Source organism: Pseudomonas sp. AN-B15, assembly GCF_019056475.1.
Classification (GTDB): domain Bacteria; phylum Pseudomonadota; class Gammaproteobacteria; order Pseudomonadales; family Pseudomonadaceae; genus Aquipseudomonas; species Aquipseudomonas parakoreensis.
On the sequence record NZ_CP049737.1, the window covers coordinates 3,711,229 to 3,734,409 of the forward strand.

A 23,181-nucleotide genomic window follows, 5' to 3' on the forward strand; every position below is an offset into this window, starting at 1 on the left:
AGGATTTTAATAGAAGTTGGCGGATATGTCGTCATACACAAAGGTAAATTTTATGTACGAATAAGTTAATAGATATTTATCGACGAAATCCTTTCGTGAAACTTTCAAAGCACGGCTCAGCTCATTTCAGATGATTGTTCTCATACAATAATTTGTACAAGAACAATCATCTTGTAGAGTTAATACTCAGCTTTCATGCTGACTGGTCACTTTTAATACATCGGTATAAGTGACAACTACGCTCTGCCCTACTTTCAGATCTTTCAGCTTGGCTTGGATTTCAGGCTTTTTCACGTCGAGGGTTTTCGACTGACCCTGCGGGTTTTCCAGGGTCACCTGATTATTCTTCAAATCAATTTTGGTGATTTTCAGTTGCACCTGAATCTGGCGATAAGCCTCGCCGCCCGGGTTTTCGCTGCCCGGCGCCTTGCGCAGCTCGCCGCTACGCTCGACGGTGCCAGGCAGACCTTTATCCACATCGGTATCGAGGTAAGCCGCCACCGAGCGTTGGACTTCGAGTTTTACCAGGTCGCCGACCTTGAGGTTGGCGAGGTTTTTCGCCTTGTCGCTGAGCTGGACGTGAACCTGACGACCTTCTGCACCTTCGAGCACGACCTGATGGTTGGCCGCATCAACGGCCAGCACTTTGGTGGTGACCTGATCGGCCTCGATGGTGGCGGACAGCGGAATGTCCGCCGCCATGGCAACGAAGCTGGTGGCGGACAGAACGGTTGCAAGGGTGATGGCCTTGGCCAGAGCGTGGAGCTTCATAAGCGGTACTTTCCCTGTAGTGAATGGCAGCAACTGGCGCCAACGCGTGTTTGGCGCCGAATGTGCCACTGAGCATAGACGCTGTTCAGGGCTTGGCTTTCGATTCTGCCGCAGCAGTCTCTTGCGCAGTGGATTCGCCACTGGCGGTGCCCTTGCCGCTGTCCTTGCGTTGCTTGGGGTCGGTCGGGCGCAGGGCGTCGTTATCGCGCTCGGTCTCTCCCGGTGGCCGGGGTTCATCGGGATGTTCACTGGGGGATACGGGTTTCATGGGAGTGCTCCTCAGGCGTCAGGGTCATCCAGTTCATTGACGACATTCGCGGCGGGCGAATTCTTGTGCAGGTCATCGGCCTTGGCGCGCAGGATCTGCCACTGCTCCAGATCGATCGCGCCTTGACCGAGCAGATCGTCGGCGATGCGTTGCAGGTCGAAATAGTGAGCGTCGGGGGACTGCTGCCAGTAGGTCTGATCGTCGAACAGGCGCTGCCAGGTGCTGAGGTCTGGGGGTTGCAGGTCGTCGCTCATGGCTAATCCTCCACGGGTAATAGTTTGTAGAGGCTGCGCAATGAAACGGAGTTCAACCCAATCCCTGTAGGAGCTGCCGCAGGCTGCGATCTTTTGACTTTGATTTTTACAAACAGGATCAAAAGATCGCAGCCTTCGGCAGCTCCTACATGAATGGCAATCAGCAGTCAGTATCCGGTCATTTCCAGATAGCCGCGCCCGCCATGGCTGCCGCTGATCTGCACCGGGCCCTCCCAATAAGGAATGCGCAGGTCCATCCAGGCCTTGGGGTTGAGCGCGTCGAGACTGATGTCGAGGTGTTTGTCGGGAATGCTGATCGACCAGCGCACCGGCATCGTGTGCCCGGCAACTTTTGCGGTGTTTTGCGGCGTGAGTTTGATCTGCTCAGCGTGCAAGGTTTCAGTCTGGCCGTCGGCGTTGATCCAGGTGCCGGTCAGATACGGTGCGCCATCGGTTTGTCGGGTGCGAAACAGCATCAGCGATTCACCGCTGTCCAGATGCAGGGAAAACCAGTCCCAGCCGGTCTGATTGGCCGCCAGCGGCTGGCTGCTCCACTCACGGTCCAGCCATGCCGGGCCACTGACGGTGTAGGTCTGGCCGTCGATTTGCAGGGTGCCGCTGGCCTGAAAGAACGGCTGACTGTAGTAGTACGAGGCCTGGCCCTGTGCGGATTTGCGGCTGAAGCCGTTGTCGCCCTGCAACACCAGCGGGCGGCTGGAGGTGAGGTGCAGTTGATAGCTGAAGGCTTTGTCGCGGGCACTGAGTTGCACATCCGTCAGCGGATCCTGCGCCTGGCTGGCGAAGCGCCAATCATCGATCCACACCTCGAACGGCGCCACGTTCACCCCGGCTTGCCCCACTCCGCCTCGGGCATAGCGCTCGGCGGCATGGTGCGCGGTGGCCGACGTCACCGCGGCATGCCCGAGCCAGATCGTCTGGCTGGCCCAGCCCGATTGCTCTGGCGCAGGTTTCAGGGCGCTGCGAAACAGCGTCCATTGCACACCGAAATCGTGGCCCTGCTGATCCTTTAGATTGGCGGTGACGTACCACCACTCGATACGAAATCCATCGTGGGCGCCGTGATCCGCCGGGAAGCTGAATACCCGCCCCGGCACCACAGCGGTGAACTGCGCAGCCTGATCGCCAAGTCCGGCGAAGCCCTTCTGCTCAGGCACAGGCTGATCGCAACCGGCCAACAGCAGCAGCGCGAACAGCAGCGCAACCCGGTTAATCCTCATGGGCAAACGTCCTCAGCAGATCCGCCGGTTGCGTGCGGTACAACGAATACAGCGGCCACGCCGAGGCCAGCAAGGTCGCCAGTAACGCCAATCCCATCAATTGCAGCAGTTGCAGCGGGAAGATCCGCAGCGGTAAGCGCCAGCCGAATGCCTGCACATTGATCACCGCGTCCAGACACCACGCCAACGCGATCCCCAGCGGCAACGCCAGCACCAGCGTCAGCAGCGCGAGCAACCAGGTCTGGCCGAGGTTGAGCAGCATCAACTGCCGGCGCGTCACGCCCAAGGCCCACAGCGGCGCCAGTTGCCCGAGGCGGCTCTGGCTTTGGGTCAGCAAACTGATGAACAGCGCCACACCGGCCACCGCCAAAGTGAGGCTGTTGAGCGCGGCGGTGGCGGCGAAAGTGCGTTCGAACACTTGCACCGACCAGCCCTTGAGCCGCGCCTGATCCACGATGCGGCTGTCATCGAGCTGAAAGCGCGTTTGCAGCGCGGTCAAAAACCACGGGATGTCCGGCGGCGCGATACGCAGGTTGAAACGGTTCGGCGTCAGCGTCGGCCACAGGCGCAGCAGGTGGTTGCTGTTGACCAACAGATGGCCCTTGGGATTGCCGTAATCGGCGTAGATGCCGACGATGCGCGGTGACCACGGCCCGCCCGGCGTCGGTACGCTCAGATGATCCCCCGCGCGAACCTTCAGCCGTCGCGCCAGTTGTTCGCTGAGCATCACCGCATCGTCCGTCGCCAAATGCGCCCACGGATCACCGGCAAGCGCCTCGAGCAACGGCCAGTGCTGCCGGTAATAAGGATGATCGATCACCCCGAAGACATCAGCCGGCCAGCCTTGCAGGGTCACCGCGACTTGCCAGTTGGGCAGCACCGCGCTGACGTTCGGCTGTTGTTTGAGCCAGACGTACATCTCGCGCGATTGCGCCGGATTCACCGGGTTGAGGTACAGCTCGGCACTCAGGCGTTGTTCGAGCCAGTCGTTGAAGGTCTGGCGAAAACCGGCGGTCATGCTGCCCGCGCCGATATTGGCCGCCAGCGCCAGCAGCAGCGCCATCAGCGCCAGACTCAGTGCCGGTAACTGTTGGCGGCAATCAGCAAGAAACCACTGACCCAGCACCGAACGACTGCGCCCAAGCAATCGATTGAGCACCGCGCTGAGCACCACCGGCAACGCCAGTGCGGCACCGAGCAGCAACCCGGCCATCAACACAAAACCACTGCTCAGGCTGTCGCCGAACAGCAGCGCCAGCAGCGCGATCACGTCCAATAGCACCGCCAGCCAACCCTGACGGCACAACCAGCGCGCATGTTGCTGATGCCAGGCCTGTGGGTCCGCCACCGCCAACAGCGGCAAACGTGCCGCCCGCAACAGACTGTTGGCGCCGGCCAGCAACGCGCCGAACAGACTCAGACCAATACCGCTGAACCACCACCACGGACTCAGGCGTAACTGCCCCGCCACTTCCGCGCCGTATAAACCACGCAGGCTGGCGGCGACATCCGGCAGCAATACGCTCGCCAGCCAGTAACCGCTGATGACTCCGAACACCCCGCCAATCAACGCCAGCACACCGAGTTCGACGATCAGGCTGCCGATCAGCATCCGCGCACCGACCCCGCAGGCACGCAAGGTGCGCAGCAGGCCACGACGCTGCTCCAGCGCCAGACCGATGGCCGCGTGCACGATGAACAGCCCGACCACGAACGAGAGAAATCCCAAGGCATCAAGATTCAGGTGGAAGCTCTCGGTCAGGCGCGCCAGATTGTTTTCTTCGGCGCTGCTTTTGAGCTGCAACCGGCCATTGAACGCGGCCGGCAACTCGGCGTGAAAATCCTTGGGCAGCAACAAGCGTGACACTTGCCCGTGTTGCTCCAGCAGACTCTGCGCGACGCCAATGTCCACCAGCAACACGCCCGGCGCCATGTCCTTTTGTACCTGCAGCGGTGGCAGGTATTGGCCGTTGACGGCTTGGGGTGTTGCGCCTTCGCTGAGGTTCAGGGCCTGCAAGGTCTCAGGCGAAATCCACGTAACGCCCGGCGGCGAGAAGAACGCGACGATGCGCTCGATCGGCATCGCCTGTCCGGCCACGGCGGAATCCACCGGCAGCGACACCGGTTCGATGCCCATCAGCTGCAGGCGCTGATCCGGGTGATCCTTGAGCGCCAGCCGCCCCTGCAACAGCGGCGAGACCGGCCAGCCCTGGCGGCGCAGGTCAACGAACCATTGCTGGGTAAACGTCGCGCCATTGGGCGTAGCAAGGCTGGCCTGCGGTTCGCCGCCAATCATCTGGCTCGCCCGGGCGTAACTGTCGCGGGCCTGACTGTTCAGCGCCTCGACGCCGGTCAACAGACTGGTGGCCAGCCACAATCCCGTCAGCACACTGAAGAACTGCACCGGATGCCGCCGCCAATGGCTGAGCAGCGCACGCAGGGTTTGCCAGAACACGTTCACGTCAGACGGCCCTTGGACAACACCACCAGCTGCGCCAGTCGCGCCGCCACGCGTGGGCTGTGCGTGACCATCAGCAGCGTGGTCGGCGTGTCGTCGAGCAACTCCAGCAACAGGCGCAGCACTTCATCGCTGGTGGCTTCGTCGAGGCTGCCGGTGGGTTCGTCGGCCAGCAGCAGTTTCGGTCGCGACGCCAACGCCCGGGCCAAAGCAACCCGCTGCTGCTGGCCGCCTGACAGTTGTTCGGGATAACGCTTGAGCAAATCACCCAAACCCAGACGCTGCACCAGATGCGCTTGCCAGCGCGGGTCATGGCGCCCGGCCAGACGCGCCTGAAACGCCAGATTGTCCTCGACCCGCAGGCTGCCGATCAGGTTGAACTGCTGGAACACCAGACCGATTTCGGTACGGCGCCAGTCGGCCAGTTGCGCTTCGTTCATCTGCTCCAGTCGATGCTCGCCGCTGTGGATGCTGCCGCGATCCACCTTGTCGAGGCCGGCGATCAGGTGCAGCAAAGTGCTTTTGCCACTGCCGGATTCGCCCATCAGCGCCAGGCTGCCGCCGAGTTCGAGCGTCAGGTCGACGCCTTGCAGCACGGGTAATGAGCCTTGGGGAGTGAGATAACTTTTGAAAACGCCTTGAACCTGAAGCATGCCGCCATCCGTTGGATCAGTGTGGGGCAAGGATAGCGGATTGCGGGCTGATCAAATCAGTGGTGTTTGCACTGGCCTCATCGCTGGCAAGCCAGCTCCCACAGGGATTGGGGTTGTCCACAAACACCAGGTTCACCCTGAAACACTGTGGGAGCTGGCTTGCCAGCGATGAGGCCAGTGAACCCGACACAACGCTCAATCCCCGGACGCCACACTGGTCGCCGCCTCCCCCGGCGTGACAATGGTGTTCAGATCAATGTGCTTCCACTCAGGTCTGGCCCCCAGCCGCGCATTGAAGCGGTAGTTGAAGGTGAAATCGTCCGCCGTCGGCAGCGTCAGCGGTTTGCCGTATACCGCCTCGATGCCCGCCAGGTCGTAACCCATCAGCTGCAGCAGCGTCGGGAAAATGTTGTAGTGACTGGAACGGTCCTTGTTCACCGGCAATGACTGCGCCCAATCCGGGCCGTGCAGTTGATCGCCCTGAATCACCACCAGCGGCACCAACCCCTCCTCCTCCACCGGATCACCACCGCAGTGGGTATTGAGCCCGGGATTGCCGCGCTCATGCAGGTCCTGGCCGTGATCGGAGGTGTAGATCAGCAGCGCATTGTTCAGCCTGGCCTGGGCAAATACCCGGGCGAAAAACTCGCCCACGTTCCATAACACCGTGTTCTTGTAGGCGTTGCGGTACAACAGCCAATCGTCCGGCTGGCCGTTGAAACCGTCGCGTTTGCCGGTATCGGCGACTTCGGTGAACTGCCCGCGCGGCAGGGTCGGACGGTAGGCCATGAAGGCGTCGGGGTACTTGTCGTGCACCGGGAAATGCGCGCCGACTTTATTGATCACCACCAGCTCCGGCTGATCGTCGTTGAGCAACTCGATCAGCTTCGCGGCGGCAGCCATGTCGCGGTCTCGCACGCTGGTCTGGTCAAACTGCACGAACTCGTCGATGTCCTTTTTCTCGGTGTCGGTCATCAGGTTCTGCAGATTGCCGGCGGTGCGCTGGGCGTCGATGTAGACCGTGCGCAACCCGGCCTTTTTCGCGTACTGCCAGATCGACGGCAGCGTGCTGTTGATCCGTATGTAGTCGGCACGCGTACCGCCGTAACGCAACGTAACGTTGGTATCGGCGCTGCAGTTGGCAATGGACGCGGCGTAGCCGTAGTTGAAAATCTCGACCCCCGGATGCGCCTGCTTGAGGTTGCTGTGCACCCCGAACGGCGCGTTGATGTCCAGGTAATTGCCGGAGATGCTTTCGTCGATAATCAGCACGATGTCGTGATTGACCGTCGCAGCGCTGCGCGCCAGCGTCACGGGCTCACGCGGACCGACCGTGTTGTGCAGCGCTTCATAGGTGAACAGGTTCAGATAGGCCAGCGGCGTGTACATGATCGGCAAGCCCCGCGCCCCCTCGCCCGCCCGCAGGAACAACACCGCGCTCAACAGCAGCACACCACACACCGGCGCCGCCACTCGCAATGCATTGGGCACTGCCAGCGCATGCCGCGGTTTGAGCCCGATGCCGAACAGCAACAGCAGGCCGCTGAGCACGCCATGAATGATCGCGTCGCGATACTGGTAAGCGGCTTCCTGAATGAAGCCGCCAGAGTAAACCAGCGAGACAAAGCTGCTGTAGCTCAGGTAATCCGCGGTGACCCGGGTATAAACATCGAAAAACACTGCCGAGACAAACAGTGTTATTGCGAACAAGTGGCGAATGAGAGCTTGACGAATATACGCCGTTAGATATAACGCCAAAGTAAGCGCCAAAAACATCGCGCCAAAAAGAAGTACAGCAAAACCTGCGCCGATAGCATTTAACCGATCAATGTAATATTCGGAGTAAAGCAGCAAGTAAACAAATAAAAGTAATTCTTTGGCATATCTGAACATGGCGATACCGCTCGCGCAAAACGGCAGGGAGTCAAAGGTTTGTCGGTCAGAACCTGACACTAGCACCCGGCCATCAAAGCGCAAGAATTGACTGTTTTTTTCACAAAGCGTCAAAAAACCGGTGACTCAAATCTGACACACACGAAACGCTAGAAGCCTTTAAATTAAAGACTTAAAACCGTTTATCGCTTATTTTGAATCTGAACAAATCTGCAAAAAATCAACAAATCCAATCGCAGCAATGACTTGATGGCCAATCGCCAAAAAGCGCTCAAGTGTTATACAGGTGCAACATGTCATTTTGCTGACACGCTTTCCAAACCCTGCGCTATACCCCTTTTACAGTCTTCTTCCGAACTTCTTCTTTTCGCTCTATCGAGGGTGCGCAGATGGACGTGAGCGTATTTGGCACCGGCTATGTCGGATTAATTCAAGCCGCCGCACTTGCCGATGTGGGACATCGGGTTTTATGTGTCGATATTGACCCGAACAAGATTAAACAACTGCAACAAGCCGTGCCGCCTATTAGCGAACCGGGCTTATCCGCTGCACTGGAAGAAAACATCAAGGCTGGCCGTCTGCTGTTCAGCACCCAGGCCAGCGACGCAGTGGAGCATGCCGAGTTGATCTTCATCGCCGTGGGCACCCCCGCCGATGAGGACGGTTCCGCCGACCTGACCCATGTGCTCAACGTCGCCCGGCAGATCGCCTCGCACATGGAGGCCGATCGTACCCTGATCATCAAGTCCACGGTGCCGGTCGGCACGGCGGATCAGGTCGCCGCCAAGGCCAGCGAAGAATTGCAGCGCCGCGGCCGCAGCAGCCTCCAGGTGCGGGTGGTGTCCAACCCCGAATTCCTCAAGGAAGGCAGCGCCCTCGCCGATTGCATGCGCCCGGACCGGATCATCGTCGGCACCCGCGATGACGCGGCGCGCGAACAGATGAGCGAGCTGTACGCGCCGTTCTGCCGCAACCACGAAAAACTGATGTTCATGGACAACCGCAGCGCCGAGCTGACCAAGTACGCGGCCAACGCGATGCTCGCCACGCGTATCAGCTTCATGAATGAGCTGGCCAATCTCACTGAATTGCTGGGCGCCGACATCGAAGCGGTGCGCAAAGGCATCGGTTCCGATCCGCGCATTGGTTACCACTTCATCTACCCCGGTTGCGGCTTCGGCGGTTCGTGCTTTCCCAAGGATCTGCGCGCCCTGCTGCACACCGCCGAACACAACGGCATGCCGCTGAAACTGCTGCGCAGCGTCACTGACGTCAACGACAGCCAGCGGCACATTCTTTTCAGCAAACTCAAGGCGCAGTTTCCGCAAGGCCTGGCCGGCAAGTCGATCGCGATCTGGGGCCTGGCGTTCAAACCCAATACCGATGACATGCGCGAAGCCCCCAGCCGCTACCTGATGGACGCGCTGTGGGCCGAAGGCGCGAGCGTGCAGGCCTACGATCCGGAGGCCATGTCCGAATGCCGGCGCCTGTACGGCTATCGCGACGATCTGCACTTGTGCGCCACCCGCGACGACACCCTGGAAGATGCCGATGCGCTGGTGATCTGCACCGAATGGAAGAATTTCCGCGTGGTGGATTTCGAGCTGCTGGCGAGCAAGTTGCGCTCCAAAGTGATTGTCGACGGTCGCAACCTCTACAACCCGGAACACGTGGCCGCCGCCGGTTTGCATTACAGCGGCATCGGCCTGCGCCACATCGCACCCGAAGGACTGCGCCCATGAAAATCCTGGTCACTGGTGCAGCCGGCTTCATTGGTGCCCATTGCGTGTTGCGGCTGATGCGCGACGGACATGCGGTGGTCGGCCTGGATAATTTCAACGGCTACTACGATCCGCAGCTCAAACACGATCGCGTGCAATGGGTGCGTGATCAGGTCGGGCACTTCTCGCTGGCGCGGATTGATCTGGCCGATGCCGCCGCGATCGAAGCGCTGTTTGTCCGCGAGCAACCGCAGGTGGTGATCCACCTCGCGGCGCAGGCCGGGGTGCGCTACTCGCTGGAAAATCCGAAAGCCTATCTGGACAGCAATCTCTGCGGCTTCCTGAACATTCTCGAAGGCTGCCGCCACCATCCGGTGGAGCACTTGATTTACGCCTCGTCGAGCTCGGTGTATGGCGCCAACCAGCACACGCCGTATTCGGTGCACGACGGTGTCAATCACCCGCTGTCGCTGTACGCCGCCACTAAAAAAGCCAATGAGCTGATGGCCCACAGTTACAGCCACCTGTTTGGCATTCCCAGCACCGGCCTGCGCTTTTTCACGGTGTATGGCCCTTGGGGGCGGCCTGACATGTCGCCCATCCAGTTTGCCCGGGCGATCACCGAAGGCACGCCGCTGAAACTGTTCAACTACGGCGAGCACCAGCGCGACTTCACCTACATAGACGACATCGTCGAAAGCATCGCGCGCCTCACCGACCATCCGCCACACAGCCACCCGGAGTGGGATCGCGAGCACCCCGACGCCGGCAGCAGCATGGCCCCGTGGTGCCTGTTCAACATCGGCGGCCACCACCCGGTGGAGCTGAAAACCTACCTGGCGCTGATGGAAAAACACCTCGGCCAGAAAGCCATTGTCGAGCTCTTGCCCCTGCAACCGGGCGATGTGCTCAACACCTGTGCCGAGACCGATGATCTGGCCCAGGCCACCGGGTTCCAGCCCCGGATCGAGCTGGATGAAGGACTGGGGCGTTTCATCGCCTGGTTTCGCGACTACTACCCCACTGCCTATCGCCCACGCGCCGCTCGCGGCTGAACATCAGCGGAGGACCCCATGACTGGACATGAACAAGGTGTACCGATCAACCAGATGCGCCGCGACAAGCGCATGGATCCCGAGCACCGAATGCGCCTCGATTCCGCCATCCACAGGCAGGGCCGTGGCTGGCTGACCGGCCGTGACGGTGGCCGGCCATGGACGCTGTCCCGCACCAACCGGGTGTTGGCCTGCTTCGGTGCGCTGGTGCTGCTGGTGGTGTTTTCGCCGCTGCTGCTGGGCCTGGCGCTGGCCATCAAATTCACCAGCCCGGGGCCGGTGATGTTCGTGCAGAAACGCACCGGTTATCGCGGCCGCACCTTCGGCATGTACAAGTTCCGCACCATGGTCTGCAACGCCGAAGAGCTGAAGGAATCGCTGCGTCACCTCAACAAGCACGGGGTCGACGCCATCGATTTCAAGATCGACAAGGACCCACGCATCACCGGTATCGGCGGTTTCCTGCGGCGCACCAGCCTCGATGAACTGCCCAACCTGTTCAACGTGGTGAGCGGTGACATGCGCCTGGTCGGCCCGCGGCCGACCTCGTTCAACGCCTACCGCTACAAGGACAATCACCTCGCGCGCCTGAGCATCTACCCCGGCATGACCGGCCTGTGGCAGATCTCCGGGCGCAGCAACATCGACTTCGACCAGCGCGTTGAGTTGGACCTCAGCTACATCGCCGAGCAAAGCCTTTTGCTTGATCTGAAGATCTTGTTGAAAACCCCCTTCAAAGTATTCAGCGGCCACGGAGCAAGCTAATGGACGGTTCAACCAACAAAAGCCTGAGCATTGCCAACCCCAGCGAATCGAACCTGATTTCGACCGTGCTGGATCTGGATCTGCGGATCCTGTTCCTGACCGCCGCCAACCCCGGCGCCGGTACCACCACCAGCGCGTTGGCGCTGGCCAGCCAACTGGCGCAGATGAGCAGCGGCCAAGTGCTGCTGGTCGACGCCAGCCAGTCGGCGGGCAGCCTCACGCAGCAATTGAACCTGGGCAAGGAGCGCGGCCTGCGCGACCTGCTGTTCAACCCGGACAACCCGCCGCTGTTGCAGGATTGCGTGGTGCAGGTTTCCAGCCTGCCGTTCCACGTGCTGCCCAACGGCCGGCCGATCCGCACCCTGGAGCACTTGACCGCCGAGCGCCTGAGCCCGCTGCTCGACCGCTTGGGCACGCAGTATCGCTTCGTGGTGATCGACGGTGACGCGGTGTATTCCGCCGCCGACACGCTGGTGCTCGCCACTCAGGTCGATGGCGTGGTGTTCGTGGTGCGCGCCGAAGACACCCGCTGGGAAGTCGCCCAGGCCGCCGTGCAACGCCTGACTCAGGCCGGGGCAAAAGTGGTCGGCAGCGTATTCAACCGGCGCAAGTACTACATGCCCAAGTGGCTCTACAAAAACCTGTAAGCAAACGCGAGGGATGACGCCATGAACGCCAAGATACTGGTTCTGCTGATGCTGCCGCTTGCAGGCTGCTCGAGCAATTCCGAAACCCAGCACATGCCGGTGAATATTCTCACCGCCACCCCGGCCAACGCCCAGGCCACCGACATGCCGAAGATCGAGCAGACCTTGCGCCCGCAAGACGTGCTGGATGTGATCTTCCACATCAGCACCAGCGGCTCGGATGCCTATCGCGTGCAGTCGGGTGACCAGATCGGCCTGAACTTCACCGCTGCCAGCCAGCTCAATGGCAACCAGTTGGTGCTGCCCGACGGCACCATCAACCTGCCCGGCGCCAACACCTCGGTGAAAATCGCCGGCCTGACCGCCGATGAGGCGCGCGATGAAATCCAGCGTGCCTACCAGCGCAAACAGCTGTTCCAGCCCAACCGCAATCAACTGACGGTGCAGGTCATCAGTCCGCTGACCAATGAGCAGAACCTGAAAAGCGCGCTGAATCACCCGGCCACCGGCATGAGCCGCGAGATCACCGTGGGCAATGACGGTTATGCGAGCTTTCCAGAAATCGGCGCGGTGCCGCTGCAAGGCATGACCATCAATCAACTGGAAACCTTCCTCAACCAGAAGTACGCGCAATTGCCGGGGCGGATGAGCGTCGATGTGATGCTCAAGTCCACCGCTGGCAACGAGATCTACGTGCTGGGCGAGGTCGGCCAACCGGGCTCCTACCCGATCCGCCGTCCGGTATCGGTGCTTGAAGCGCTGACCCTGGCGCGCGGCACCAACGTCAAGGCGCGTCTGGACTCGGTGGTGATCATGCGCCGCAACGGCAATCAGGTGCAGGCCGTGCACTACGACGTGGAAAAAGCCCTGTCGGGCGATGCGTCGCAGATCGCCTATCTGCAACCGGACGACATGCTGTTCGTGCCAAAAACCAAACTGGCGAGTGCCGGCGATCTGGCCCGGCAACTGGCCGACGTGGTGTTGTTCCAGGGCGTGGGTTTCAGCTTCGGCTACCGCGTCGACAACAAAGGCAGTAACAACAACTGACTCTCAGGTGACCGATCATGAATCCAAAGGAAAACTACCTGCATGAGTTCTTCAGGATCTTCTTCGCCAACAAGCAGCTGGTGAAACGGGTCTTCCTGATCTTTGCAGTCATCGCGTTGGTACTGCCGCTGGTGCTCAAGCAGAGCTTCGATATCACCGCCCAGGTGATCGTGCAGTCGAAAAAACTCTCTCAGGGTGACGCCACCACGTCACTGACGGTCGATAACGCCACCTTCATTCCGCCGTCGCTGGCGGACATGGAAACCGAAAGCAACATCCTGCGGTCCCCGGCGCTGATCCGCCAGACCATCAGCGAGCTACGCGACAAGGGCGAGTACGACCCGCCTGTGGGGGTATTCGCCAAACTGGTGAGCAACCCGTTCCGCCGTTACGTCTCTTCGCCGCTGCGTGAGTACGTGATCAATCCCCTGCGCAACATGCTCGGGCTGCAAACCGATCCGGTGCGTGACACGGTGCTCGATGGCTTGACGCAAGATGCGATCGACAGCCTGAAGATCGAGACCCTGCCCGGCTCCAACGTGATCTCGATCATCTACAGTTTCCCGGATCCGCATCAGGGCACGACCTTCGTCAGCGCCTTATTGCAGAACTATCTGGTCAGCCGTCAGGCGCTGCAGTCGATCGACCTGCCGCAGTCTTTCTACGAAACCAAGAAGCACTTGTATCAGGTGCGCCTCGATGGACTGGAAGGTAATCGGCAAGCGCTGCTGGAGAGTGTTGCATCGTCCGATCCGAAAGAAGAAATCACCTTCCGCCTGAACGCGATCAACACCGAAGAGCAAGCCCTGAACCTGTATCAGGATCGCCTGTTGCAGAGCCAGCGCTGGCTCGAATACCTGAAAACTGCGCTGACGGCCGCCAGCAGCAACAAGCTCAACGACTACACCTTCCCCTTCACCTTCACCACCACCGTCGATAACGTGGCGTTCGAGGATCGGGAAATCAAACAGTTGGGCGAGCAACTGACCACGCAAGTCAGCCGCTACATGAATGACCTCGCGGTGTTCCAGCCCGGCAGCGAGCCGATGCTGCTGACCCGCGAGCAGATCGCCCGCACCCGCCAGCAGTTCCTCAAAGTGGTGAGCAACCGCATTCAGGAACGCACCAACGACCTGGCCGTGGTGCAACAGGTGATCGATCAGAAAACCGCGCGCATCGCCGAGTTCAAGAACCGCATCCACACCTTGCAACAGACCCAGAGCAAGCTGCGGCAGATGGACACGGAAATCGACGCGCTGCACACGGCGTTCTCGACCTATGCGCAACGCTTCGCCGAAAGCAGCACCGCCGGTTCGCTCAACGATGACCTGTCGAACGCCAAAGTGCTCAGCCCGCCGTTTGAGCCAACCGAGCCGGCGTTCCCCAAACCGCTGCTGATCATCCCGTTCGGGCTGTTCACCGGTCTGCTGCTGGCGATTGCCCTGGTCTATGTGCGTGAGTTCTTCGATCACCGGTTCAAACACCCGGCGCAAATCACCCACGAACTGGGCCTGCCCGTGTTGCTGGTGATCAACGACGAAAACGTGCTGCCGAGCAATCCGCACAAGAACTGGACCGTGCCAAGCTTCGTGCACTGGGTGCGCAATTGAACACGCTGTCCACCCCGAACGCCGCGCTGCCGATCATTCACTTGCTCAGCAGCGGCGGCTTCTATGGGGCCGAGCGCATGTTGCTCGATCACTGCCTGGCGACACCGGGGCAGCACCAGGTGCTGTTTCTCGATGCACCGCCAGCGTTGATCGCGCGCTTTCGCGAGGCCGGGGTGGACTGTCGTGGTTGTGCCGGGCCGGGCGAGTTGTTGCGCCACCTGCGGGCCCGGCGCAGCGAACGGCCGCTGATCAACACTCACAACTTCAAGGGGCTGTTGTTCGGCTGGGTCGGCGCGACGCTGTTGCGCTTGCCGCTGGTCATCACCCAACACGGCTTCACCCCGCGCAGTCGCAAGCAGAAGTTTTACACCTGGCTGAGTCTGCAGTTGTGCCGCACCGCCTCGGTGGATCGGGTGGTGTGCGTGGCCGAGAGCATCGCGGTATTGCATCGTCAGGCCAGCGTGCAAGCTGAAAAGCTGCAGGTGATCCCCAACGGGTTACCCGCCGCCGCCGCGCGGGTCAGCAACGTTGACCGTCAGCGCTGGCTGGCCGGTTATGTCGGGCGCTTGAGCAGCGAGAAAGGCCCGGACCTGTTTCTCGATGCCCTGATTCCGCTGTGTCACCAGCATCCGCAACTGGACGCGGTGATGCTCGGCGACGGCCCGGAACGTGAGGCGCTGCAGGCGCGGATCGACGCCGCAGGTTTGCAGCAACGAATTCGCCTGCCCGGTTACCAGACCGCCATGCAGCCGTGGTGGCAGCAACTGGATGCGCTGGTGATCAGCTCGCGCACCGAAGGCACGCCGATGATTCTGCTCGAAGCGATGCAGAGCGGCGTGCCGGTGGTGGCGTTTGCGGTCGGCGGCATTCCCGATGTACTCGAGCATCGGTACAACGGCTTGCTGGCGACACCCGCCGCCAGCGCCGACCTCGCCCGCCAGCTCGATAACCTGCTGAACGAGCCGAACCTGGCTCGGCAATTGTGTGACAACGCAAAGCGTACGCAACAGGATCGCTACGACCTCAAGGCCCTGGCCGAACGCTGGTCGCAGCTGTACATCCGCACGGCACGGGAGGCACGCGCATGATTTTCCCGCTCTCGATCGTCACGCTGCTCGGTCTGGTGTGCATCGGTTTGCTCGCCAGCCCTTATCCATTTCTCGCACCGGGTGCGGTCATTGGTCTGGTGGGGTTCACGGTGTTGTACCGCAAGCCGACCTGGGGTCTGCTGGGCATTGCCGCGCTGGTACCGTTTGAAGGTTTCTTCAAGGACAGTGCGCTGTCCGGAAGCAAACTGATCGGCGCCTCGCTGGCGGTGATCGTGATGCTGCAACTGGCCCTGCACCAGATTCCCGGCGAACGCCTGCGCAGCAATATCTGGCGGTTTCTGCTGTGGTTTCTGGTCCTGTATTTCCTCAGCCTGCTCAACACCGATGACGTGGGCATGTCGCTGGGACACCTGCGCGAACTGAGCGTCGGGCTGATCTTGTTTGTCATTACCCTGTTGATTGGCCGTGAACTGAATCTCGACCTGTTCGCCCGACTGGTGACCCTGAGCGTCAGCACGACCTGCGCCATGGCGATGTTTTCGGTCAAATTCCAGGATCAGGGGCGCGCTGCCGGTCTTCTGGAAGACCCCAACGCGTTTGCCCTGCTGATCGCCTTCGCCATTCCGTTGGCGCTGCTGCTGGTGATTCGTGGGCCCAACCTGCTGCACCGATTGTTCTGGGGCGCTTGCTGCCTGCTGCTGCTCGGTGGCATGACCAAAACCGAATCGCGCTCCGGGCTGGTGGTGGTGGCCTTGAGTCTGCTGATCGGCTGCTGGCACTACCGCGCGCAACTCACCCGGATCCGTCCACGGCACCTGGGGTTCGCCATGCTCGGTGCGGCGATCGTGATTCCGCTGGCGATCTACGCGATGCCCGCCGGCTACGTCGCGCGCATTCAGTCGCTGAGTATTCTCAGCGCCGGTTCCAAGGCACAGGACGAATCCCTCGGCCGCCGCGCCTCGTACATCGTGGTCGGCGGCCAGATGATCCGCGAGAACCCGTTGCTCGGCTCCGGCCCCGGCACCTTCCCGCTGCACTACGCGACCACCGGCTACGCCAAGGCGTTTTCCGCCAACCGCAAGATCGGCGACCTGTACCGCCGTGCGCACAACACCTACCTGGAAATCTTCAGTGAACTGGGGATTCCTGCCGGTCTGCTGTTCGTCGGTATGCTCGGCCTCGGCCTGTACAACCTGATTCGCGCACGCGCCGCGTGGATGCTGCGGCGCGATTGGCAACAGGCAAATCTGATGACCCACCTCGGCGTGAGCTTCCTGTCGCTGACCCTGTTCCTGATGTTCCTCAGCGCGCCGAACCAGAAATACGTGTGGATCATGCTTGCGCTGACCAGCGTCCTGCGCCTCAAAGCCGAACAGGCGCCACTGACCGAGGCCAGACCATGAGCCGGATCAGCATCATCATCCCGATGTTCAACGAGGCGCGGCACATTGGCCGCACGCTGCTGGCCGCGCAAAAAGCCGCACATGCGGCCGATGTCGACTGCGAGTTGATCGTGGTCGACAACGGCTCGAACGACGACGGCCCGCACATCGCCCGTCAATTCGGTGCACAGGTGCTGGTGCTGCCGGGCCTGTTGATCGGTGCGCTGCGCAATCGCGGTGCCCTGCTGGCAAGCGGCGAGTGGATCGCGTTTATCGATGCCGACGTCGAGATGCCCGAAGACTGGCTCAAGCCCTTGTTCGAGCTGCAAGCCGAGGGTCAGGCCGACGTGTTCGGCCTCGACCTGCACACCCCCGCTGCCGCGCCGTGGTACGCCACCGCCTGGCAACGCCGCACGCTGCGCCCGCCGAGCCAGGCATCGCATACGGTGGATTGGCTGCCCAGTTGCAACCTGCTGATGCGCCGGCACTGGTTCGACAAGGTCGGTGGTTTCAACGAACACCTGCGCACCGGCGAAGACAAAGAGTTCACCCTGCGTCTGCACGAACAAGGCGCGCGGCTGCTGTCGGTGAACAGCAGCGTGGCCCTGCACTGGGGCTACGAAATGAACTGGCGGGAGTGGATGGGCAAGGAAATGTGGCGGCAAGGCAGTCACTTGCAACTGCTGCGCACCCATGGGTTCAGCCTGCGGCTGCTGCGTTTTCCACTGCTCTCGCTTGGCGTGTGGATACTGGACTTTCTGACCCTCTCGGCCTTGCTCGACGGCTTTCCGCATCACGCTGCAATCATGGTGATGCTGACCCTGGTGCCCGCACTGGTGCTGAGCATTCGTCAGAGCGCTCGGCACCACAATGTCGTTCTGACCCTGCAACTCTGGGGCCTGCACTGGGTGCGTCTGCACCTGGCGGGTGCCGCGTTCATTCTCAGTCTGTGTCATTGGACCGCAAGGAGGCCTGCCCGTGGCTGAATTCATTTTCTGGCTGTGCCTGCTGCTGCCGGTGTACGCCTACCTTGGCTACCCTTTGCTGCTGACCGTGCTGGCACCGCTGTTCCCGGCCTGGCGCCACAGCCCGGCGCCGCCGCTGAACATCAGCATCGTGATCGCCGCGCACAACGAGGCGCGGCATATCGAGCACAAATTGCGCACGCTGCTGGCGCAGGACTATCAGCCGGCCACGCTGCAGATCATCCTCGCCAGCGACGGCTCGACCGACGACACCGTGGCCTGTGCGCACAAGGTGGTCGATTCGCGCATCACCGTCCTCGATCTGCCGCGCCAGGGCAAAGCGGCAACGCTGAACGCCGGGGCGGCGCTGGCGACCGGCGATATCCTGGTGTTCACCGATGCCGATAACCAATGGTCGCGGGAAACCCTCGGCTACCTGCTCGCGCCCCTCAGTGACCCGAATGTCGGCGCCTGCGCCGGGCACATGGTGATTCCGGTGACCGGTGGCGGCTTGAGCGTCGGCGACAGTCTGTACCGACATTACGAGGGCTGGCTGCGCCGGGTGGAGAATCGCACCGGTTGCATGGTCTCGGCCGACGGCGCCCTGCTCGCCCTGCGCCGCGAGCTGTTCCAGAGCGTACCGGCGGAGGTCAATGACGACTTCTTTCTCAGCACCTGCGCGCCGGTCGCCTTCAAGCGCATTGTCTATGTGCCCGAGGCGCAAGTGATCGACCACGGTGTCGACGAAGCGGACAAACAGTTCCGCCGCCGTCAACGCGTCACCGTCGGTGGCCTGCAAAGCCTCGCCCAGCGCCGTGAACTGCTCAACCCGTTCAAACATGGCTTGTATTCGATTGCGCTGATCAGCCACAAGCTGATCCGCCGTCTGGCACCGATCCTCCTGTTGCCATTGCTGCTGAGCAATTTCTGGCTGTGGGAGGACCACGGGTTCTATCGACTGGCCCTGATCGCCCAACTGTTCGGTTACGCCTTGGCGATTGCCGGACTGCTGGATTCACAACACCGGTTACCCAAACCGTTTCGCCTTGCGGCATTTCTGCTGGTCACGCTGGCAGGCATGAGCATCGGCCTGTGGCAGTTCCTGCGCGGCCAGCGTTACGCCCAGTGGAATCCTGAACAAAACCGTTGAAAGGAGCGAAGCCATGGCGATCAAACAATTAATAAAACGCACCAGTGGCTGGCTTTACCTCAATTCCCCGGTGGGACGAAATCAGCTGCACGGCGCCGGGGTGATCCTGATGTTGCACCGGGTGCTGGCCAACGACCGCGCTGCCGACTTGCCGCACCGCAATGAGCTGTGTGTCGGACCGAAAGCCTTCGAGCACCTGCTGGTGTGGCTGCGCCGACACTTCGATTGCGTGCCGCTGATGGACATCCTTGCGCCCACCTCACTGCGCAGCGATCGTCCACGGGTGGCGCTGACGTTCGACGACGGCTGGCGCGACAACGCGGTCAATGCGTTCCCGCTGCTGCAAAAACATCAGGTGCCGGCGAGCATCTTTCTCTCCACCGACTTCATCGGCAGCCGCCAGCGCTTCTGGTGGGAAAGCCTTGGCGAGACCCTGTGGGGCAGCCATGGCGAAAAGGCCCGCATGCACTTGATCGAATACCTGCACATGATCCATCGCCCACTGCCGGTACTGGTCGATGACATTGATGTCGACCGTCGCAGCCTGTCGCTGCTGCATTACCTGCAAAGCCTCAAAGACCTTGAACCGGCGATGCTCGAACGCCTGACTGACGAATGCCCGCCCGAAGCGCAGCCGCAAGCGCTGGACTGGCACCAGGTGCGGGCGCTGGAAGCCTCGGGACTGGTGCGTTTCGGCCCGCACGGCGCCAGCCACGCGATCCTCACGGAACTGGACGATGTGCGCCTGAGCGAAGAAATCCGTCGCAGCCGCGACGCCTTGAACAACGGCTGCAACCGGCCACTGCCGGTGTATTGCTACCCCAACGGCAACAACGACGACCGTGTGCGCAGGCAGATTGCTGCCCACGATTACCCGTTCGCGCTGGGCACCGGCACCGGCATCTATCGCGGCGAAGGCGATCCACTGAACCTGCCACGTTTCGGCGTCAGCCAACGCACCGCGCGTAATCCCGAGCTGCTGTCGTGGCGCATCTTTCGTGGAAACCGGCCATGAGCCGCAGCCATTACCTCAAGCATCTGGCGCTAAGCATGGGCACCAAACTGGCGATGATCGCCTTGCGTTTGCTGCGCAACGTGTTGCTGGCGCGGATCCTCGGCCCCAGTGAGCGCGGGCTGTTTGCGCTGCTCAGCACCTTGCCCGATCTGATCAGCGCTGCCACCAGTGGCGGGTTGAATTCAGCCGTCGGTTATCAGGCCGCCAAGCAACGACCGATGGGGCTGCTGCTGAGTCAGGTGCTGGTGTTCGGATGCTTGCTCGCCGGCCTGTTGACCTTGTTGGTGGTGGCGCTGGTGCGTGAGTTCGGCAGTGAACTGGATGTCACCGTGCAGCTCGGTCTGCTGGCCTGGCTGTTACTGCTGGCGGTACCGCTGACCGTGCTGAAAAGCGGTCTGCTGACCCTGCACAACGCCTCCGGTGGCGTGGTCGCGTTCAACGCCTTGCGCCTGACCGAATCGCTGGCGCCGCTGCTGCTGTTTCTCGCGCTGTTCTGGATGTGGAAAAGCGCGGCACTGGAAGCGGCGTTGATCAGTTGGCTGGCCGGAATCAGCCTGGTGGTGTTGGCCGGTTGGGTCTGGCTCAAACGCGCGCAACCGCTGCACCTGCAATGGGATCGCGCGAGCCAGAACGAACTGCTGCGCTACAGCGCGCGCAGCCATCCGGACCTGCTGTTCCAGCAGGTGATTCTGCGGTCGGACTACCTGTTCATCGGCGCTCTGCTCGGCAGCACCGCGCTGGGTCATTATGCGATGGCCAGCGCCGCCGCCGAACTGCTGCTGATCGTCCCGGAAGCGGTGACCACGCCGCTGATGAAACGCCTGCTGCAACAGGACGAAGGCATGGACAAGGTCACCCCGCTGGCCCTGCGCCTGACCGCCACAGTGATGCTCGGCGCGTGCCTGAGCATGGCCGTGATCGGCAACTGGCTGATCGTCACCCTGTTCGGCATCGCTTACCAACCGGCGTATCCGGCGCTGCTCGCCTTGCTGCCGGGGCTGCTCGGGCTGTGCTACGCGAGCATCCTGCGTCTGGACCTGCTGGGAAAAAACCGCCCCGGTACGGTGTCGCTGCTGATGGGCCTCGGCGCCCTGCTCAATCTGGCGCTGAACCTGGTGTTGATTCCGGCCTACGGCATCGTCGGCGCAGCAGCGGCGTCGTCGATTGCCTATCTGGCGGTGACGGTGGCGATGCTGGTGTTGTACTGCCGTTTGAGCGGCGTGGCGTTCTGGCAAACCCTGATCATCCTGCCCAGTGACATCGCGCCGATGTGGCAGATGCTGCACCGGAAGGCCGCATGAACCGCCTGGTCCTGCTGCTCGGTCTCGGCCTGTCGCTGGACGCCTTTGCCGCGTCGATGCGCTGGGGCGAGATCCGCGACGGCAGCCTGTATCTGCAAGCCGATCGCCCGGACAGCGTGACCGTGCGCTGGACCCCGGCGTGGCAGGCCGACGCCAACGAAGAGCATCTGTACCTGCTCGACGGCCAGGGCAAACTGCAGGGCGAACGCTTGATCAAGGCCAGCGAAACCCGCGGCACCCAGAGCTGGCCGTTGCTGCCCGGCGCTGCCAGTTATCGCCTGGAAATCCCTGGCTACAGCTTCCGCAATTATCGGGTCGAACACGATGAGCACACGGTAGCGCTGTTCGAGCCGGCCAAGGTGCATTTCAGCGCGCAGACACAGAACGGCGACGAGCTGTATTTCAAGGTGGCGCCGGGGGAACAGGCGGTGCTGGCCGGCAAGTTTCATGGCGGGGTCAACGCGCTGCAGGCGCAACGGGTGGGCGATGATCAGCCACTGACGCTGGCGCTCAAACCCTATCGCGCCTACTGGCAGTTCGATCAACTGGCGTTGCCGGTCAGCGAACGCGAACAGGTCTGGCGTCTGCGCCTGCAAGGCAGCGGCAAAGCGGCGTTCTGGCTCGACGGCACGGCCAATCGGTTTGCGCAGACGCCGCAGCAACTCAAACCTGTGCGCGAAGAGACCGGCCAGATCCACCTGACCCTGCACGAAAAAATCCTCGGACGCACGCCGGATCTGGGCATCGCCCTGCCCTATGTGATGCCGCCCGCCAGTAGCCATGCGGTGCTGGATGCGTTGAAAGCGACCGCCGCCAGTTACTACAGCTTTGTCGATGTCACGGCGAAGAACCCGCACTTCGAAGACGCATTCCGCAAGGTTTATCAGGAGCGTTTCGGCATCCGACAGGACATCACCCTGCTCGCCGGCAGCCAGCGTCAGGCCGATCTGCGCGCCGATGTGCAAAGCAATGGCGGGCTCGACGCGTGGCTGGCCAGCACCCGCGCCTTGGGCGGCAAAGGCACGCACTACATCGGTTTTGCCGATGAGCCGAACCTCAACTATTCGAGCTTCGAGCAATACCGGGCGATTTTCGCCAGCATGGCCAGGCAAGTACGCAGCGATCCAGCGAATGCCAGGGCCGGCGTGCGCATCGCCATGCCGGCCAGTTCGCGGCTGGTCAACGGGCCGTTCGCCGATAACGCGGCAGACAAGCGTGGCATTGACTGGGCGCGGCGCTTGCTCGGTGAATCCGCCGGGCAGATCGACGCACTGGCCTGGCACGAATGGATGATCCGCGATCTGCTCGCCACCCGGGTCTACCGCGACAGCGTGCGCCGCGCTGCCGAACTGGTTGGCCTCGACGCTCGCGGCCAACCGCGCAAGGCTTTGCTGCTGGATCAGACCAACCTGTCCAGCGGCTCCAGCCTCAGCCCCTACGATCAGGAAACCCGCTACGCCGCGCTGTGGTGGACCTCGGTGGTGATCAACGCCTCGCAGGACGGTTTGCTGAGCATGCTCAACTGGTTTCAGGCCGCCGATGAACCGGAATACCCCAAGGGCATGATCCGGGTCCTGGGCGCTGAGGGTTTCGAGCTGAAACCGGTGGGGCTGGCCCAGCAGTTCATCGCGCAGCACTGGCTGCATCAGGTGCTGTGGCTGGAGAACGACGGCTTTGAAGTCGATGTGCTGGCGATGGCCGGCGACGCCCAGCGTGGCCTGCTCGGCGTAAACAAGGGCACGCGACTGCAGCAAATCGAATTGAACGGCGCCCGGTGCCCGCTGAGTAACGGTGCATTGCATTACTTCGGCGCGGACAACCGCAGCCGCGACGCGCCGTTTCTCTGCCAGGACGGCCGCGTACGTTTCGAGCTGCCGGGGCAGACCCTGTTCGCCCTCAGCTGGACCCCTTCATGAACCGTCGATTCATGTTCTGCCAC

The 23,181-nt window shown here is 61.8% G+C and carries 20 protein-coding genes; 13 read left to right on the plus strand and 7 right to left on the minus strand.

The genetic code is table 11. The annotated features are described in order from the left end of the window. Positions 1-186: 186 nt before the first annotated feature. The 7 genes from GTQ41_RS16485 to GTQ41_RS16515 form a co-directional block, all read right to left on the minus strand. The gene (locus GTQ41_RS16485; protein WP_047293369.1) at positions 187-771 is read right to left on the minus strand and encodes a hypothetical protein; all 585 of its coding nucleotides are present in this window, start codon (positions 769-771) and stop codon (positions 187-189) included. Positions 772-856: 85 nt separating this feature from the next. Next, positions 857-1,039: a hypothetical protein gene (locus GTQ41_RS16490; RefSeq protein ID WP_047293368.1), complete on the minus strand. Its 183-nt coding sequence runs from the start codon at positions 1,037-1,039 to the stop codon at positions 857-859. A gap of 11 nt (positions 1,040-1,050) precedes the next feature. Beyond that, on the minus strand, positions 1,051-1,293 hold the full coding sequence (locus tag GTQ41_RS16495; protein WP_047293367.1) for a hypothetical protein: 243 nt from the start codon (positions 1,291-1,293) through the stop codon (positions 1,051-1,053). Between the two features lie 167 nt (positions 1,294-1,460). Next, positions 1,461-2,531, minus strand: a complete 1,071-nt coding sequence (locus GTQ41_RS16500; protein ID WP_047293366.1) for a lipocalin-like domain-containing protein — start codon at positions 2,529-2,531, stop codon at positions 1,461-1,463. Then, on the minus strand, positions 2,521-4,992 hold the full coding sequence (locus GTQ41_RS16505; protein WP_047293364.1) for an ABC transporter permease: 2,472 nt from the start codon (positions 4,990-4,992) through the stop codon (positions 2,521-2,523). The genes GTQ41_RS16500 and GTQ41_RS16505 overlap by 11 nt, the downstream gene beginning before the upstream one ends. Beyond that, entirely contained in the window at positions 4,989-5,642 is a 654-nt protein-coding gene (locus GTQ41_RS16510; protein WP_047293363.1) for an ABC transporter ATP-binding protein, read from the minus strand. The genes GTQ41_RS16505 and GTQ41_RS16510 overlap by 4 nt, the downstream gene beginning before the upstream one ends. A 195-nt stretch (positions 5,643-5,837) precedes the next feature. Then, positions 5,838-7,535 (minus strand): sulfatase-like hydrolase/transferase, encoded by a 1,698-nt coding sequence (locus GTQ41_RS16515; protein ID WP_217325311.1) that lies wholly within the window; start codon positions 7,533-7,535, stop codon positions 5,838-5,840. Positions 7,536-7,924: 389 nt separating this feature from the next. Here GTQ41_RS16515 and GTQ41_RS16520 point away from each other — a divergent pair, with 389 nt between their 5' ends. The 13 genes from GTQ41_RS16520 to GTQ41_RS16580 are packed head-to-tail and all read left to right on the plus strand — an operon-like array spanning position 7,925 to position 23,158. Next, positions 7,925-9,277, plus strand: a complete 1,353-nt coding sequence (locus GTQ41_RS16520; protein ID WP_047293359.1) for a UDP-glucose/GDP-mannose dehydrogenase family protein — start codon at positions 7,925-7,927, stop codon at positions 9,275-9,277. Further along, a complete protein-coding gene (locus GTQ41_RS16525; RefSeq protein WP_047293358.1) occupies positions 9,274-10,311 on the plus strand; it encodes an NAD-dependent epimerase in 1,038 nt (345 codons plus the stop codon). The genes GTQ41_RS16520 and GTQ41_RS16525 overlap by 4 nt, the downstream gene beginning before the upstream one ends. Positions 10,312-10,329: 18 nt before the next feature. Beyond that, on the plus strand, positions 10,330-11,076 hold the full coding sequence (locus GTQ41_RS16530) for a sugar transferase (RefSeq protein ID WP_047293357.1): 747 nt from the start codon (positions 10,330-10,332) through the stop codon (positions 11,074-11,076). After that, positions 11,076-11,723, plus strand: coding sequence for a CpsD/CapB family tyrosine-protein kinase (locus tag GTQ41_RS16535; protein WP_041066276.1), 648 nt, complete (start codon positions 11,076-11,078; stop codon positions 11,721-11,723). Before GTQ41_RS16530 ends, GTQ41_RS16535 begins: the two co-directional genes overlap by 1 nt. Positions 11,724-11,744: 21 nt before the next feature. Then, the gene (locus GTQ41_RS16540; RefSeq protein WP_047293356.1) at positions 11,745-12,770 is read left to right on the plus strand and encodes a polysaccharide biosynthesis/export family protein; all 1,026 of its coding nucleotides are present in this window, start codon (positions 11,745-11,747) and stop codon (positions 12,768-12,770) included. Positions 12,771-12,787: 17 nt separating this feature from the next. After that, on the plus strand, positions 12,788-14,380 hold the full coding sequence (locus tag GTQ41_RS16545) for a Wzz/FepE/Etk N-terminal domain-containing protein (protein ID WP_047293354.1): 1,593 nt from the start codon (positions 12,788-12,790) through the stop codon (positions 14,378-14,380). Beyond that, positions 14,377-15,468, plus strand: coding sequence for a glycosyltransferase family 4 protein (locus GTQ41_RS16550; RefSeq protein WP_047293353.1), 1,092 nt, complete (start codon positions 14,377-14,379; stop codon positions 15,466-15,468). The genes GTQ41_RS16545 and GTQ41_RS16550 overlap by 4 nt, the downstream gene beginning before the upstream one ends. Further along, on the plus strand, positions 15,465-16,832 hold the full coding sequence (locus GTQ41_RS16555) for an O-antigen ligase (RefSeq protein WP_047293352.1): 1,368 nt from the start codon (positions 15,465-15,467) through the stop codon (positions 16,830-16,832). Before GTQ41_RS16550 ends, GTQ41_RS16555 begins: the two co-directional genes overlap by 4 nt. Beyond that, positions 16,829-17,797 (plus strand): glycosyltransferase, encoded by a 969-nt coding sequence (locus tag GTQ41_RS16560; protein ID WP_047293351.1) that lies wholly within the window; start codon positions 16,829-16,831, stop codon positions 17,795-17,797. Before GTQ41_RS16555 ends, GTQ41_RS16560 begins: the two co-directional genes overlap by 4 nt. Beyond that, on the plus strand, positions 17,790-18,926 hold the full coding sequence (locus GTQ41_RS16565; RefSeq protein ID WP_047293350.1) for a glycosyltransferase: 1,137 nt from the start codon (positions 17,790-17,792) through the stop codon (positions 18,924-18,926). The genes GTQ41_RS16560 and GTQ41_RS16565 overlap by 8 nt, the downstream gene beginning before the upstream one ends. Before the next feature lie 13 nt (positions 18,927-18,939). After that, positions 18,940-19,941 carry a polysaccharide deacetylase family protein gene (locus tag GTQ41_RS16570; protein WP_047293349.1) on the plus strand — a complete coding sequence of 334 codons (1,002 nt, stop codon included), beginning with the start codon at positions 18,940-18,942 and terminating at the stop codon, positions 19,939-19,941. After that, positions 19,938-21,242, plus strand: coding sequence for a lipopolysaccharide biosynthesis protein (locus tag GTQ41_RS16575; RefSeq protein ID WP_047293348.1), 1,305 nt, complete (start codon positions 19,938-19,940; stop codon positions 21,240-21,242). The genes GTQ41_RS16570 and GTQ41_RS16575 overlap by 4 nt, the downstream gene beginning before the upstream one ends. Beyond that, positions 21,239-23,158: a hypothetical protein gene (locus GTQ41_RS16580; protein ID WP_047293346.1), complete on the plus strand. Its 1,920-nt coding sequence runs from the start codon at positions 21,239-21,241 to the stop codon at positions 23,156-23,158. The genes GTQ41_RS16575 and GTQ41_RS16580 overlap by 4 nt, the downstream gene beginning before the upstream one ends. Positions 23,159-23,181: the final 23 nt, after the last annotated feature.